The 15,153-nt window shown below is 66.1% G+C and carries 14 protein-coding genes and 1 pseudogene; 5 read left to right on the forward strand and 10 right to left on the reverse strand.

Annotated features, from left to right (window positions below):
• Positions 1-475: 475 nt before the first annotated feature.
• Positions 476-1,189 (reverse strand): annotated as a pseudogene (gene hda, locus HV773_RS00480) (DnaA regulatory inactivator Hda); the annotation flags it as partial.
• A gap of 219 nt (positions 1,190-1,408) precedes the next feature.
• On the opposite strand from hda, the gene purM reads away from it, so the two are divergent.
• A complete protein-coding gene (gene purM, locus HV773_RS00485) occupies positions 1,409-2,470 on the forward strand; it encodes a phosphoribosylformylglycinamidine cyclo-ligase (RefSeq protein ID WP_129561262.1) in 1,062 nt (353 codons plus the stop codon).
• A gap of 104 nt (positions 2,471-2,574) precedes the next feature.
• On the opposite strand, the gene kynA is transcribed toward purM, so the two are convergent.
• From kynA to kynB, 3 genes are read right to left on the reverse strand one after another with little or no spacing between them, the layout of a single operon-like run.
• A complete protein-coding gene (gene kynA / locus HV773_RS00490) occupies positions 2,575-3,540 on the reverse strand; it encodes a tryptophan 2,3-dioxygenase (protein WP_129561263.1) in 966 nt (321 codons plus the stop codon).
• A 10-nt stretch (positions 3,541-3,550) separates the two neighbouring features.
• Positions 3,551-4,801 (reverse strand): kynureninase, encoded by a 1,251-nt coding sequence (gene kynU, locus HV773_RS00495; RefSeq protein WP_129561264.1) that lies wholly within the window; start codon positions 4,799-4,801, stop codon positions 3,551-3,553.
• A gap of 47 nt (positions 4,802-4,848) precedes the next feature.
• On the reverse strand, positions 4,849-5,487 hold the full coding sequence (kynB, locus tag HV773_RS00500; protein WP_129561265.1) for an arylformamidase: 639 nt from the start codon (positions 5,485-5,487) through the stop codon (positions 4,849-4,851).
• 132 nt (positions 5,488-5,619) lie between these two features.
• Between kynB and HV773_RS00505 the strand changes: the two genes are divergently transcribed.
• Positions 5,620-6,123 carry an Lrp/AsnC family transcriptional regulator gene (locus tag HV773_RS00505; RefSeq protein ID WP_129561266.1) on the forward strand — a complete coding sequence of 168 codons (504 nt, stop codon included), beginning with the start codon at positions 5,620-5,622 and terminating at the stop codon, positions 6,121-6,123.
• Positions 6,124-6,159: 36 nt separating this feature from the next.
• On the opposite strand, the gene HV773_RS00510 is transcribed toward HV773_RS00505, so the two are convergent.
• Entirely contained in the window at positions 6,160-6,684 is a 525-nt protein-coding gene (locus HV773_RS00510; RefSeq protein ID WP_129561267.1) for a flavin reductase family protein, read from the reverse strand.
• A 245-nt stretch (positions 6,685-6,929) separates the two neighbouring features.
• On the opposite strand from HV773_RS00510, the gene msrA reads away from it, so the two are divergent.
• Positions 6,930-7,478 carry a peptide-methionine (S)-S-oxide reductase MsrA gene (msrA, locus tag HV773_RS00515; protein ID WP_129561268.1) on the forward strand — a complete coding sequence of 183 codons (549 nt, stop codon included), beginning with the start codon at positions 6,930-6,932 and terminating at the stop codon, positions 7,476-7,478.
• Positions 7,479-7,499: 21 nt separating this feature from the next.
• Here the strand turns inward: msrA and HV773_RS00520 are convergent, their stop codons facing one another.
• From HV773_RS00520 to pdxH, 3 genes are all read right to left on the reverse strand, one after another.
• Positions 7,500-8,876: a DUF72 domain-containing protein gene (locus HV773_RS00520; protein WP_129561269.1), complete on the reverse strand. Its 1,377-nt coding sequence runs from the start codon at positions 8,874-8,876 to the stop codon at positions 7,500-7,502.
• Positions 8,877-9,027: 151 nt separating this feature from the next.
• A complete protein-coding gene (locus HV773_RS00525) occupies positions 9,028-10,242 on the reverse strand; it encodes an SAM-dependent methyltransferase (protein WP_129561270.1) in 1,215 nt (404 codons plus the stop codon).
• A 198-nt stretch (positions 10,243-10,440) separates the two neighbouring features.
• Entirely contained in the window at positions 10,441-11,076 is a 636-nt protein-coding gene (gene pdxH, locus HV773_RS00530) for a pyridoxamine 5'-phosphate oxidase (RefSeq protein WP_129561271.1), read from the reverse strand.
• Between the two features lie 171 nt (positions 11,077-11,247).
• Here pdxH and HV773_RS00535 point away from each other — a divergent pair, with 171 nt between their 5' ends.
• Positions 11,248-12,129: a tRNA threonylcarbamoyladenosine dehydratase gene (locus HV773_RS00535; protein WP_129561272.1), complete on the forward strand. Its 882-nt coding sequence runs from the start codon at positions 11,248-11,250 to the stop codon at positions 12,127-12,129.
• A gap of 80 nt (positions 12,130-12,209) precedes the next feature.
• On the opposite strand, the gene trxA is transcribed toward HV773_RS00535, so the two are convergent.
• Positions 12,210-13,058, reverse strand: coding sequence for a thioredoxin (trxA, locus tag HV773_RS00540; RefSeq protein WP_129561273.1), 849 nt, complete (start codon positions 13,056-13,058; stop codon positions 12,210-12,212).
• A gap of 66 nt (positions 13,059-13,124) precedes the next feature.
• Entirely contained in the window at positions 13,125-14,009 is an 885-nt protein-coding gene (locus HV773_RS00545; protein WP_129561274.1) for a pirin family protein, read from the reverse strand.
• Positions 14,010-14,195: 186 nt separating this feature from the next.
• Here HV773_RS00545 and HV773_RS00550 point away from each other — a divergent pair, with 186 nt between their 5' ends.
• Positions 14,196-15,113 (forward strand): EamA family transporter, encoded by a 918-nt coding sequence (locus tag HV773_RS00550; protein ID WP_129561275.1) that lies wholly within the window; start codon positions 14,196-14,198, stop codon positions 15,111-15,113.
• Positions 15,114-15,153: the final 40 nt, after the last annotated feature.

Genomic DNA, 15,153 nt, shown 5'->3' on the forward strand with positions numbered 1-15,153 from the left:
CGTCGGGCTGTTCTGCCTCGGGCGCGGTGGGCGCGGCAGGATCGGCGGCTGGATCGACGTCGCCGTCGAGCTCGCCGTTCATCTCGCCGCTGACATCGGCTTCCACTTCGCCCTGGAGTTCTGCGCCCAGTTCGCGGTGGACGACGTCGCGGAATCTGGCCCCCAGTTCGCCTTCGACATTGTCGGTTGGCGGCTGGAACGGCGGTGCGCTGAGTGGCGCGCGCGGGTGCAGCGCGGGAGCACGCGGCGCTTCGTAGGCAGCACTGGACGGCTCAGCCGGGGCTGTGGCGTTCGGTGCGTCGTAAGACGGGAACAGCTCCAGTTCGACGCCTTGCTCGCTGTTGCCGGCCGGCTCGGGCGTGTCGTGTTCTTCCGCTAGGGGCGTCCCGCTAGTTTCGTCCAGTTCGGCCGCGGCGGTTGCGTCGTCGATGCGCGAATCGGCTGCATCATCGGTCTCGCCCGGCGCAGCGGCGTCCGACGTCTCCTCGCCCTCGCTATTCGCCAGCATCGTGCGCAGCAGCGGCAGCGTCACCGCGCGCTTTTGCTCGAGCGAAAAGCGGTCGAGCGCGTCGAGCAGGCGCATCAGGCTCGGCATGTCGCGCCGGAAGTGCGTGAGCAGGTAGGCCGGCACATCGTCGGCGAGATTGATGCCGCGCTCGCGCGCCGCCTGCTTGAGCACGGCGGCTTTGCCCGCGTCCGAGAGCGGCGCGAGGTGGAACACGAGACCCCAGCCGAGGCGCGTGCGCAGGTCCTCGCGCACCGTGAGACCCATCGGCGGCGCATTGCCGGTGGCGACGAGCGCCGTGTTCGGGTGCGAGCGCACCTCGTTGAACAGATTGAACAGGGCGATCTGCTGGGCGCCTGAGAGCGAGTCGCAGTCGTCGACCGCGTAAATCGGCACGCGCGCATCGAACGTGAAGGCCGCCAGGCCGCTCTTCGGTCCGATGTAGCGCACGTGTCCGGGCGGCGTCTCGAATGCGAGTGCGTGCAGCAGATGCGATCGGCCGTTGCCGGGCTCTCCCCAGACATAGAACGTGCGGTCGGCCTTCGGGTCGACGGCGGGGCCCGCCGCAAGCGCGGCGTCGAGCCCGCGCAGGCGCGCGACCAGCTCCGTATTGGCGCCGGTATGAAAGTTGTCGAAGGTCGATGGCGGCGGGGTGCCGAGATCGAGCGTTAGCTGTCGCTGCACGGTGTGTCTGGCCGAAGGCGGTCTGTCAGTTCCTGTGGCGCGCGGCCTGGACGAAGGCCTGACGCTGATATCGCTTGAAAATTAGTATGTTCGGCGACAAAACGTGGTTTCCGCTTGAAGGCCCAGCTCCGCTACTACCAAAATACTCACGCGAGCCGCGGCGGCGGGGAGCCGTCAATCGGTTAAAATCGCATTTTACCGACCTTCTGCCTCTTCCCCATGAATCAACCGAAATCCGGCCCCGCTAATCAGGAGCAAGGGCTCTCCTACCGCGACGCGGGCGTGGACATCGACGCGGGCGACGCGCTTGTCGATCGCATCAAGCCCTTTGCGAAGAAGACCCTGCGCGATGGCGTGATGGGCGGCATCGGCGGATTCGGCGCGCTCTTCGAAGTACCGAAGAAGTACAAGGAACCCGTGCTCGTCTCGGGCACCGACGGCGTGGGCACCAAGCTGCGCCTCGCGTTTCATCTGAACAAACACGACACGGTTGGCCAGGATCTGGTCGCCATGAGCGTGAACGACATCCTCGTGCAGGGCGCCGAACCGCTGTTCTTCCTCGACTACTTCGCCTGCGGCAAGCTCGATGTGGACACCGCGGCCACGGTCGTGAAGGGCATCGCCCAGGGCTGCGAACTCTCGGGCTGCGCGCTGATCGGCGGCGAAACGGCGGAAATGCCGGGCATGTACCCCGACGGCGAATACGACCTCGCGGGCTTCGCGGTTGGCGCGGTGGAAAAGAGCAAGATCATCGACGGCAGCACGATTGTCCCCGGCGACGTCGTGCTGGGCCTCGCTTCGAGCGGCATCCATTCGAACGGCTTCTCGCTCGTGCGCAAGATCATCGAGCGCGCGAACCCGGACATGAACGCCGACTTCGACGGCGGCTCGCTGGCGGACGCGCTGATGGCGCCCACGCGCATCTACGTGAAGCCGCTGCTCAAGCTGATGGAAACCATCGCCGTGAAGGGCATGGCGCACATCACCGGCGGCGGTCTGGTGGAGAACATTCCGCGCGTGCTGCGCGAAGGCCTCACGGCCGAGCTGGACCACGCGGCATGGCCGCTGCCGCCGCTGTTCTCGTGGCTGCAGAAGCATGGCGGCGTGGCCGATGCGGAAATGCACCGCGTGTTCAATTGCGGCATCGGCATGGCCGTGATCGTGGCGGCCGATCAGGCCGACGCGGCGGCTGAGTTGCTGGCGGCTGCCGGTGAGCAGGTGTGGAAGATTGGCGTGGTGCGTGAGAGCAAGGAAGGCGAGGCGCAGACGGTGGTGGTCTAACGCGCGCTTTCGCGACATACGCAAAACATTCGCGCCGGTCCGGCGGGCTTTTCGAAGCCCTGCCGGCCGGCGCGAAGTCATTTCTGGTGGCGGGGTGTGAGGCCCTACAACACCGTCCTCACATGCCAAAGCTCCGGAAACAGCACGACATCCAGCATCTTGCGCAGATAAGGCGCGCCGCTAGTCCCACCGGTACCCTGCTTGAACCCGATAATCCGCTCGACCGTCGTGACATGGCGGAACCGCCACTGCCGGAACGCGTCCTCCAGATCGACGAGTTCCTCGGCCATTTCATACAAATCCCAGTACTGCGAAGGATTGCGATAAACCTCTAGCCAGGCCGCTTCCACGGATGCATCGTGCAGCGTCGGCTGCGCCCAGTCGCGAGCGAGGCGCTCCGGTGCGATCGCAAATCCACGCCGCGCAAGCAGCCGGATCACCTCGTCGTAAAACGAAGGCGCTTCAAGCGTGGCCTTCACCTGGGCATGAACCTCGGGCCGATGCTCATGCGGCTTGAGCATCTGCACATTCTTGTTGCCGAGCAGAAATTCGATCTGCCGATACTGATACGACTGGAACCCCGACGAAGCGCCCAGATACGGCCGCATCGCCGTGTACTCGGAAGGCGTGAGCGTCGATAGCACGCTCCACGCTTGCACCAGCTGCTCGAGAATGCGCGAGACGCGCGCGAGCTGCTTGAACGCGGGCGGCAGCTCGTCGCGATGCACGCACGCAAGCGCCGCGCGCAATTCGTAGAGCGCGAGCTTCATCCACAGCTCGCTCGTCTGATGCTGGACGATGAACAGCATCTCGTTGTGATCGGGCGAGAGCGGATGCTGCGCGTTAAGCACCGAGTCGAGCGAGAGGTAGTCGCCATAGCTCATCGACTTCGAGAAGTCGAGCTGGGCGTCGTGCCAGCCTTCGCCTGTTTGCGTCGCCACCGGCGCGGCGGGAGCCGCAGCGCCGTGTCCGAACGGGCAGCCGCCACGCGAGCCTTCGCTGGTGTTCTGGGCGCCGGAAGGCGAGGCATCGGTGTCGGGCACGCCGGGAATGTGCATGTGATCAGTCATCTCGCGCTCCTCAGGTCACCGCGCCGCGCGCGGCGAATTCGGGCTTGCGCCAGCTTTCGGTCGCGAGCACGTCGCGCAGCGTCTCGACGGCATCCCACACATCGGCGTAACGCAGATACAGCGGCGTGAAGCCAAAGCGCAGCACGTGCGGCTCGCGATAGTCGCCGATCACGCCGCGCGCGATCAGTGCCTGCATCACTTCATAGCCGTGCGGATGCTCGAAGCTCACGTGCGAGCCGCGTTGCGCATGCTCGCGCGGCGTGACGAGCGTGAGCGGGAATTCCTTGCAGCGCGTTTCCACGAGTTCGATGAAGAGGTCGGTGAGCGCGAGCGACTTACGGCGGATCGCCTGCATGTCGGTCTGCAGGAAGACGTCGAGGCCGCATTCGACGAGCGCCATCGAGATGATCGGCTGCGTGCCGCACAGAAAACGGCCAACGCCGTTGTCCGGTCGGTAGACGGGGTTCATCTCGAACGGCGACTTATGCCCCCACCAGCCCGAAAGCGGCTGTGAGAACGCATCCTGATGGCGCTTGGGCACCCATACGAAGCCCGGCGAGCCGGGGCCGCCGTTCAGGTACTTGTACGTGCAGCCGACCGCGTAGTCGGCATTTGCGCCGTTCAGGTCCACGGGCACCGCGCCCGCCGAGTGCGCGAGGTCCCACAGCGCGAGCGCGCCTTGTGCATGAATGTGCTCGGTGAGCGCGCGCATGTCGTGCATTTCGCCGGTGCGGTAGTTCACATGCGTGATCATCGCCACGGCCACGTCGTCGCGGATCGCGGCGGGCAGCTCGCTCGGGTCGTCGACGAGGCGCAGTTCATAGCCGCGGTCGAGCTGCTCGATGAGACCTTGCGCGATGTACAGGTCGCTCGGGAAATTCGAGCGCTCGGAGACGATCACGCGGCGTTTGGAATCGCGCGCATTCGCGAGGCGCAGTGCGGCGGAGAGCGCCTTGAAGAGATTGATGGAAATGGTGTCGGTGACCACGACTTCGTCCTCGGCCGCGCCGATCAGCGGGGCGAGCTTGTTGCCGAGGCGCCGCGGCATGGCGAACCAGCCCGCCGTGTTCCAGCTGCGGATGAGGCCTTCGCCCCATTCGCCGCCAATCACGGCTTGCGCGCGCGCGGCGCTGGCTCGCGGCGGCACGCCGAGCGAGTTGCCGTCGAGATAGATGGTTTCGGGCGCGAGCGTGAATTGCTCGCGCAGCGCGGCGATCGGGTCGGCGCGGTCGAGCGCCAGTGCTTCGTTACGGTCGTTCATTTGGGTTTTCGGAGCGGTGAGGTGTCGGGGCGAAAGTGGCAAGTAATTCAATGGCGCTCGGGCAGCGCGCGCAGCACGGCGCGCACGGGGCTTGCGTCGAGCGTAGCGAATTTCAGCGGCAGCGCGATCAGTTCGTAGTCGCCGGGCGCGATGGCGTCGAGCACGACGCCTTCGAGAATCGCCATGCGCTGCGCGCGGATGCGGTGATGCGCGTCCATCGTCTTCGATTCCTGCGGGTCGAGCGAGGGCGTGTCGATGCCGATCAGGCGCACGCCGTGCGCAGCCAGCAGGTCGATCGTCTCGGGCGCGACGGCGCAAAACGCGCTGTCCCAGCGGTCCTGCGGGGCGTTGGCGTAGGTGCGCAGCAGCACGCGCGGCGGGACGCCGGCCAGCGCCGCCTGTACGTGCTCAGGCCGCACCAGCGGCGCGGCGCCCACGCAATGAATCACGCGGCACGCGCCGATATAGGCGTCGAGCGGCACGGCGCCGATGGGCGCGCCTGCTTCGTCGTAGTGCAGTGGAGCGTCGGTGTGCGCGCCCGTGTGGGGCGAAAGCGTCACGCGCGCCACGTTGACTGGCGAGCCGGCTTCCATGCGCCAGACGCGCTCGACGCCAACGGGCGTGTCGCCGGGCCAGACGGGCGTTTCGGGGCGGATGGGCGGGGAAATGTCCCAGAGGTCGTTCATCGTATTGACGAGGTTGTCTCAGTGTTTTTTCGAATGATAGGCAACTCGTCGCGAAATGTGCTTGCGAAAAAAACGTCGCACGCTACAGTTCTTGGCACATAATTTGATTCAAGACGGGAACGGAGACCAAATATGAACGCTATCTCGCTTGATGCAACCGATTGCCGGATTCTTGCGGTGCTTCAGAACGAGGGGCGCATCAGCAATCTCGATCTGGCCGAGCGTATTTCACTATCGCCTTCCGCGTGTCTGCGGAGGCTGCGCCTGCTGGAGGAGCAGGGGGTGGTGGAGCGCTATCGCGCGTGCCTGAACCGGGAGGTTCTCGGCTTCGAAATGGAGGCCTTCGTGCAGGTTTCGATGCGCAACGACCAGGAGAGCTGGCACGAGCGCTTCGTCTCCGCGCTGCGCGACTGGCCCGAAGTGGTGGGCGCGTACGTGGTGACCGGCGAGACGCACTATCTGCTGCGTGTGCTCGCGCACAACCTCAAGCACTACTCGGACTTCGTGCTCAACAAGCTCTACAAGGCGCCGGGCGTGATGGATATCCGCTCGAACATCGTGCTCACGACGCTCAAGGTCGAGGCGGGGCTGCCCGTCGACCTGATCGCGCATCGCGGCGAGCCGAAGGTTTCGTAGCGCCGCTTCGGTTGCTTCGGTTGTGGTTCGCGCGCCCTAAAGCGGCTGTAACTGATGAAACGCGCCGCCGTGGAAGACGAGCGGCGCGGCGCTGCCCTGGTCGTCCTGGCCGGGTTCGCGCACGCCGCAGCGCTCCACCTCGCCGACGAAGATCACGTGATCGCCTTCGTCGTAGCGGCTGCGGTTATGGCACTCGAACCAGGCGATGGCGCCGTCCAGCACGGGCATGCCGGAGTCGCCGGCGGCGTGGGAGACGCCTTCGAAGCGGTCGCCCTTCACGGTGGCGAAGCGCTTGCACAGGTCGAGCTGCGACGCGGCGAGCACATTCACCACATAATGGCTGTTGCTGCGGAACACCGGCATCGACGCCGATCGCGTGGCGAGACTCCACAGCACGAGCGGCGGCGTGAGCGAGACGGAGTTGAACGAGCTCGCGGTGATGCCGATCAGCTGGCCGTCGGGCGCGCGCGTCGTGATGACCGTCACGCCGGTGGCGAACTGGCCGAGTGCACGGCGGAACGCGCCGTCGTCGAAGTTGGGCAGGCTGGCGCGGCGGGTCATGAGCGCAGGCTCCGGGCGTTGGTGAGTGCGGTATGCGTGACCTGGAAGGGGCTGGCGGCGCAAGCGGAAGTCGATGTGAACGTCATGTGTAATTTCGGCGAATTGCCCCAATTTTAACGAAAAGCGGCGGGTGACGGCTCATCGGCCTGGCTGCAGGGAAACGAGCGCGGCCAGGCGGCGACCGTTGCAAATATGCCCGGACCCCGAAACCGGACGGCCCGCGCCGCAACAATGGAGAGTTCAGCATGACTCAGACGATCGAAACCGCCACCCTCGGCGGCGGATGTTTCTGGTGCCTGGAAGCGGTGTTTTTGCGCGTGGATGGGGTGGTAGCGGTGGAATCTGGCTACGCGGGCGGCCACGCCACGAACCCGTCCTACGAACAGGTGTGCGATGGCGACACGGGCCACGCCGAAGTCGTGAAGGTGGATTTCGATCCGGCGAAGATCGGCTATCGAGAGATTCTGGACATCTTCTTCGCGATTCACGATCCGACCCAGTTGAACCGCCAGGGCAACGACGTCGGCACCCAGTATCGCTCGGTGGTCTTCACGCACTCGGAGGCGCAGCGCGAGACGGCGCTGCAGGCCATTCGCGAGCTGAAGGCCGAGGGCGTGTACGACGGCGAGATCGTCACGCAGGTGCTGCCGCTCGACGGCAATTATTTCCCCGCCGAGGCGTATCACCAGAACTACTTCGCGCAGCACCCGAATCAGGGTTATTGCGCGTTCGTGGTGGCGCCCAAGGTGGCCAAATTCCGCCAGAAGTTCGCGCATCGGCTCAAGGCGGAGTGACGGGCGACTGACCGAGGCGCTTCAGGCGCCGTCGCCGCGCATGCGCAGCATCTCGTCGGCGATGGCGCGCGCGAGCTTCGCGCAAGTCAGCGGCGCCGAGCCTTCGGCCTTGTTGTTGGTCGTGATCAGCACCGGCTGGCCGGCAATCGCATAGCGCGCGGCCAGTTCGGCGAGGGCGTCGCGCGTGTGCGGGTCTTCGTCCACGAGCTTGTCGAACGGTTCGTAGCGCGCCTTCGCCTGCTCGTACTTGAAGCCGCTGTGCAGGCTCCAGCGCACGATCAGCGGTCCCGCGGGCGCTTCGCCGTCCATCAGCGCGAGCGCCGCCGCCTGGCGTAGCGGGTCGGGCATGCGCGCGTGCAACCCGACGCAGTAGCGCACGCCTGCCGCGCGCAGCGCGCGCACGAAGCGCGGCGTGAGCAGGATGCCGTCGCGGATCTCGACGGCGTAGCAGGGGTCATCGCTTGGGGGCGCACTGCTTGAAGCCGCTTCGCCTGCATCGGCGCTCGCCAATGGCGTCGAAGCAGGCGCGGGCAGCGGCGGCAGCGCGGCGAGAAAGGCTGCGAGGCGCTCGACGAACACGGCCGGATCGGCAAGCAGTTGATCGGGCAGCGGCGGGAACTGGAACACGAGCGCACCGGCTTTCGCGCCGAGCCCCGCGAGGCACGGCTCGATAAATTCGCGGGCGGCCAGATCGGCGTTCAGGAAGCAGGGATTGGCCGAGACCGGTTCTCCGCGATCGCCGCGCACGCTCGCATCGGTGATGAGCGCAGGCGCTTTCACGATGAAGCGGAAGTGGTCCGGCACCTGCTGCGCGTAGCGCAGGTAATCGGTGACGGTGAGCGGCGCGTAAAACGAGCGGTCGATGCTCACCGAGCGCAGCAGCGGATGCGCGCCATAGGCCGCGAGCCCGTCGCGCGCGAGCTTCGAATTGCTGTAGTCGTCGCCGTAGACGATGCCGCGCCAGCCCGGAAACGACCACGATGACGTGCCCAGACGCACACCCGACGGCAGTTCTTCGGCGAGGTCGAGCACGTCCTGGCCGGGAACCGCTGGCAGCACGCCTTTCGCGCGGCGGCGCGGGGCGGGCGAGTCGGCGGAGGGCGGCGATTTGGCTGGCTTTTCGGCATTCGTCTGCTGTGTGCTGTCGCTCGCCTCTGTCGCGGATGCGTCGGCGTTGGCATCGGCGGCTTTTCGGCGCGCGGCTCGCCCCACCGCTGGCTCGGGCGGCACGAAGCCGAACAGGTCCGTCTGAGGCTCGGGTGGTGCGTTCTCTCGCGCGGTCCGCGCATTGCGGCGGCCCGCTGCGCCCGTTCGTGGCGTGGCTTGCGCCGGGGTGCGCCCCGCGTCGGAGCCGTCGTTCTCTAAAGCCCCGAAAAGGCCGTCGTCGCGTTCGTTCATGCGTATGAGTCGTGATGGCGAAGCGCGTGGTCGAAGCCGCTCGTAGCAATGCGCCGGGTGGGCCGAGTCGATGCGCGTGCCGTCCACCCAAAATGCCGGCACAAACGCAGCAGCGCGGCCTCTACCCCACCTACCTGACGCCAAACCTGCGTTAAAGCGGCTTCTCGTACATATAGCGGCGCGACCACGGCAGCGTATTCGCGTTGCGGCCGGCCTTGCGGCAGACGATCTGAAAGATCGACACGTCGTCGTGCTCGAACGCGTAGGCGCAACCCGCCAGATAGACGCGCCAGATGCGGAACTTCTCGTCGTCGACGAGCTTTTTCGCTTCCTCGGCGTGCGCCTCGAAGTTCTCCGCCCAGATTCCGAGCGTGTGCGCATAGTGACGGCGCAGGCTCTCCACGTCAACCGCCTCGAGCCCGCCGCGCTGCGCCGCTTCGAGCGCGAGGCCAACGTGCGGCAGCTCGCCGTCGGGGAACACATAGCGGTCGATGAACTCGCCGGCGCCCAGCGCCGCCTCGCCGCTCTCGGCATCGGTCGACGTGATGCCGTGGTTCATGGCGATGCCTTCGTCGGCGAGCAGCTCGCGCACCTTGGTGAAGTAACCAGGCAGATTCTTGCGCCCGACGTGCTCGAACATGCCCACGCTCGTGATGCGGTCGAACTGGCCCTGAAGATCGCGATAATCCTGCAGGCGGATCTCGATGCGATCCGCGAGGCCTGCGGCCTTCACGCGCTCGGTGGCGAGGTCGAACTGGTTTTGCGAGAGCGTCACGCCCACGCAGCGCGCGCCGAACTTCTGCGCGGCGCGCAACACGAGCGCACCCCAGCCGCAGCCGATGTCGAGCAGTGTTTGGCCGGGCCGCAACTGGATCTTGGTGAGGATGTGGTCGATCTTCTTGAGCTGCGCGGCGGCGAGGTCTTCATCGCCGTTCTCGAAGTAGGCACACGAATAGACCATGTTCTCGTCGAGCCACAGCTTGTAGAACTCGTTCGAGACGTCGTAGTGATACTGGATGGCTCTCTGGTCGGTGCTCTTCGAGTGCGTGAAGTAGCGGCGCACCCGCGCGAGCTTGCCCGCGTTCGTGATGGTGTTGTGCGCGAGCGAGTAGCCGATGTCGATGATGTCGGCGAGCTTGCCTTCGATGTCGATCTTGCCCTTTACGTAGGCTTCGCCGAGATTGTCGAGGCTTGGTTCGAGCAGCAAAGGCAGCGCGGCTGCGCTGTTGACCTTCAGCGTGACCTGCGGGGCAGCGAATTGGCCGAAGTCATACTGCTGGCCGCTCCAGAGCACTAGCCGCGCGGGCAGGTTGGCCTTGTGACGCACTTCGTCGACCCATTGAGCGAGTTTTTTCTCCCAGAACATGCGTTTCCCTCCGTGTCAGATGAACGATTGAGGCCCAAAGACAAAAGCGAATTGCAATGCGTGCCATGAGGCAAAACTGACTGACGCTGCGCCGCGGCGAAGCGCGGCGCGTGTGACGCGGGTGTTGCACGGTGTTGCGCGGTGTCGCGGATCAGGCTGGCGGAACCTTCGGGACGTGCGCCGGTTTATACGGTCCGCTCAGGGTGCTAGCCGCTCGATGCGCCACGTAGCGTTGTCTCGCGTATAGCGGATACGGTCGTGCAGCCGCGACGGACGCCCCTGCCAGAACTCGACCGCGCTCGGCACAAGCCGGTAGCCGCCCCAGTGCGGCGGACGCGGCGGTTGCTCGCCATATTGCGCGCTGATCTCGCGCTCGCGGGCTTCGAGTTCGGCGCGGCTGCCGATCACGGCGCTCTGCTCCGAGGCCCACGCGCCGATGCGCGAACCGAGCGGACGCGAGTGGAAATACGCGTCGCTTTCCGCATCGCTGGTTTTTTCGACCCGGCCTTCGATGCGCACCTGGCGCTCGAGCTCGATCCAGTGAAACAGCAGTGCAGCGTGCGGATTGTTCGCGAGTTCGTGACCCTTGCGGCTCTCGTAGTTGGTGAAGAAGACGAAGCCGCGCTCGTCCACGCCCTTGATCAGCAGGATGCGTGCGGCGGGGCGGCCTTCCTGGTCGACGGTCGCGACGGTCATCGCGTTGGGTTCGGGCAGCTTGGCGTCGAGCGCCTGGCTGAACCAGGTCTGGAATTGGCGGATCGGGTCGGGGTCGACGTCGGAGGCGTCGAGCGAACCGAGCGAGTAATTTTTGCGGAGGTCAGCGAGCGAGGTCATTTTCTTATGCAAACGCTTCAATGCGGACAAGTATACAGAAACTGCGCGGAAGACTGCGCGCAGACAGCAGCGAACGGGCGGCGCGCGCGCGTTTGGTCGCGATCAGGCAAAATACCGGCTGCCTCGGACCGTGGCAGTGCGCGATCGGTCCGCTTTCGACCCGCTATCGCCATGTCCAGTACTCCGCTTTCCGCTGCAGCCGGTTCAACCGGCCTCGCCGATATTACCTCGCCCGCTTCAACCGATGTTGCCGACCGGGCGCGCCGCTTTGGCGGTGTTGCGCGGCTTTACGGCGCACCTGCGCTGGCGGCCTTCGAGCGCGCGCACGTTGCCGTGATCGGCATTGGCGGGGTGGGGTCGTGGGTCGCGGAGGCGCTCGCGCGCAGCGCGATCGGCACGCTCACGCTCATCGATCTCGACAATGTCGCGGAGAGCAACACCAACCGCCAGATTCACGCGCTCGACGGCAATTACGGCAAGCCGAAGGTCGAGGCGATGGCCGAGCGCATCAAGCTCATCGATCCGGCCTGCGAGGTGCGGCTCGTCGAGGATTTTGTCGAGCCGTCGAACTTCGATGTGCTGCTCGGCGGCGGTTTCGATTTCGTCGTGGACGCCATCGACAGCGTGCGCACCAAGACCGCGCTGATCGCCTGGTGCGTCGAGCACCGCGTGCCGCTCATCACCGTGGGCGGGGCGGGCGGCCAGCTCGATCCCACGCGCATCCGTATCGACGATCTCGCGCTCACGATTCAGGATCCGCTGCTCTCGAAGGTGCGCGGGCAATTGCGCAAGCACCACGGCTTCCCGCGCGGCCCAAAGGCGCGTTTCAAAGTGAGCGCCGTGTATTCGGACGAGCCGCTCATCTACCCCGAAGCGGCCGTGTGTGACATCGACAACGAGGCCGAGCACGTGAGCACCTCGCCGGGCCACCACGGTCCCGTGGGCCTGAATTGCGCGGGCTTTGGTTCGAGCGTGTGCGTGACGGCGAGCTTCGGCTTTGCGGCGGCGGCGTATGTGCTGCGCGCGCTTGCGCATGGGGCTGCTGCGGGCTGAAGTTACCTGGGGTGCGGGCGTAAAAAAAGCACGGCCAGATGGCCGTGCTTTTTTGTATTCGCGCGCTGAGTACTGCGCGCTCAGTTCAGCGTAGCGCTCAGCTTGCGCCGCCATTCGCTCACGAGCTGCGGTTGATGCGATGCGAGATCGAATACCGAGAGCATGGTCTTGCGGCCGATGTCCTCGCGGAACGTGCGGTCGCGCTTGACGATCTCGAGCAGGTGTTCGAGCGCGTCCGCGTACTTGCGCCGCGCGATCAGCGCGCTCGCGAGGTCGAAGCGCGCTTCGAGGTCCTCGGGGTGCCCGGCCACGCGGGCTTCGAGCGCGTCGGTGGGCGGCAGGTCGGCGGCGGCGTCGAGCGCGTCGAGGCGCGTCTTGAGCGCGTTAAAGCGCGGGTCGATGCCCTGCGTGGTCTTGGGCGAGAGCAGCTCGACTTCCTTGTGCGCCTCGTCGACGCGGTTGTCGGCGAGCAGCAATTCGATCAGGTCCATGCGGGCGTCTTCCATGCCCGGGTCGAACGCGAGCGCGGCTTGCAGCGCCTCGTAAGCATCCTCGCGGCGGCCTTCGGCGAGCGCTTGCTGGGCGGCTTGGCGCGCAGCTTGTGCGGAATCGGGAACCAGCCGGTCGAGGAATTCGCGCAGCTGACCTTCGGACAGCATGCCGATGAACTGGTCGACCGCCTGCTGGTCGACGAACGCCACCACGTGCGGAATGCTGCGCACCTGGAAGTGCGCGGCGAGCTCCTGGTTCTCGTCGACGTTGACCTTCACGAGCTTCCATTTGCCCGCGTATTCGGCTTCGAGTTTTTCGAGCAGCGGTCCGAGCGTCTTGCACGGGCCGCACCACGGCGCCCAGAAGTCGACCAGCACCGGCGCGAGCGCCGACGCTTCGATCACGTCCTTTTCAAAAGTGGCCAGGGTGGTATCCATTAGGTCCTCGTTGGGAAAAATCCATTACGCACGATGAGCGTAAAGATGAGGGCGGATCGGCGCGCTTCAATCCCGCGGCTTCTTTTCGGGCAGCGGAATCCATTCGGTTTCGCCGGGGACGTGCCCCATTTCCTGGCGCGTCCACGCGTCCTTGGCGGCCTCGATCTTCTCGCGCGAACTGGCGACGAAATTCCATTCGATGAAGCGCTCGCCCGCGAGCTTCTCGCCCCCGAGCAGCATCACGCGTGCCCCGTTGGTGCTTGCGAGCGTGACGGTTTCGCCCGGTTCCAGCACCGCCATCGTGTATTGCTCGAGCGGCGTGCCGTCGATCGAGAGATCGCCTTCGACGAGATAGACGCCGCGCTCCTCGTGCTCCGCGTCGAGCGCGATGACGCTGCCGGGCGCGAAGTCGGCAGCCACGTAGAGCGTGCCCGAGAAGGTCGCGACGGGCGAGGTCGCGCCGAACGCCGTGCCCGCGATCACGCGCATCGAGACGCCGTTGCGCTCGAGGTTCGGCAGCGTGTCGGCGGCGTGATGGAAGAACGACGGTTCGGTGTCTTCGTGCTCGAGCGGCAGCGCCACCCATGTCTGGATGCCGTGCATGGTGAGGCCGGTCTGGCGCGCATCGTCGGGCGTGCGCTCCGAGTGGACGATGCCGCGTCCGGCCGTCATCCAGTTGACGTCGCCGGGGACGATCTTCTGCGCCGAGCCAATGCTGTCGCGATGCATGAGCGCGCCGTCGAACAGATACGTGACGGTGGCGAGGCCGATGTGCGGATGCGGGCGCACGTCGACGCCGGCACCGGGCGCGAGCGTGGCCGGCCCCATGTGGTCGAAGAAGATGAACGGGCCGACGAGGCGCGCGGCCATCGCGGGCAGCACGCGGCGCACATAGAGATTGCCGATGTCGCGCTGATGAGGCTTGAGAACCGCTTTGATCGATGAGGACATGAACGCTTCCTTGATGGGTCGGACGGCACGAATGAGAGCACAGCGGAGGGCGGCGCAACGGGCGCGGCGCGCGAGCAGGCGCTCATTCTAACGCCGGCCTCGCCGGTGTGCCGCAAGGGGCGCGAGCACGCGCGCGCGCTGGCCGGTAAACTCGCGGTTTCGACAGAACAATAAGCGGAGCAGGAGATGTCACCGAAGGACTTGCTGAGTGCGCTCGTGGTCGTACTCGCGTGGGGCGTGAATTTCGTGGTGATCAAGGTGGGGCTGCACGGCGTGCCGCCGCTTTTGCTCGGCGCGCTGCGCTTCCTGTTGGCGGCGTTTCCGGCGGTGCTGTTCGTCAAGCGCCCGAAATTGCCGCTGCGCTGGCTGCTGGCTTACGGCGCGACGATCTCGTTCGGCCAGTTCGTGTTCCTTTTCACGGCCATGTATGTGGGCATGCCCGCCGGGCTCGCTTCGGTCGTGCTGCAGGCGCAGGCGTTCTTCACGCTCGTGTTCGCGGCGATCTTCCTTGGCGAGCGCTTTCGCGCGCAGAACGTGATCGGCCTGCTGATCGCGGCTGGCGGGCTGGCGGTAATCGGCCTGCAATCGTCTTCCGCAACTGCGGGCTCGGGCGCGCAGGCGATGACCGTGGCCGGCTTCTTGCTCACGCTGTGCTCGGCCTGCATGTGGGCGCTTGGCAACATCGTCACGAAGAAGGCGGGGAAGGTGGATCTCGTCGGGCTCGTGGTGTGGGGGAGCCTGATTCCGCCGCTGCCGTTCCTCGCGCTTTCGTACCTCATCGAGGGGCCGCAGCGCATCGAGGCGGCGCTCGGGGGCATTGGCGTCGATTCGATCGGCGCGATCGTCTATCTCGCCTTCGTGGCCACGATACTCGGCTACAGCCTCTGGAGCCGGCTGCTCTCGAGGTATCCCGCGAGCCAGGTCGCGCCGTTTTCGCTGCTCGTGCCGATCGTCGGGCTGGCCGCTGCAGCACTGCTGCTCGGCGAGCGCTTGTCCACGGCGCAGATCGGCGGCGCCGCGCTCGTGATGGCCGGACTGGCCGTGAACGTGTTCGGCGGCTGGATCGGGGCGCGGCTGGCGTCGATGCTGGCCGCGCGTTCCTGAACGGGGTCGAGCGCCGCTTGCTTCAGAATTCAGAAGCGAG

The sequence above is a fragment of the Paraburkholderia caffeinitolerans genome (assembly GCF_902859945.1).
In the GTDB taxonomy this organism is placed as follows: domain Bacteria; phylum Pseudomonadota; class Gammaproteobacteria; order Burkholderiales; family Burkholderiaceae; genus Paraburkholderia; species Paraburkholderia caffeinitolerans.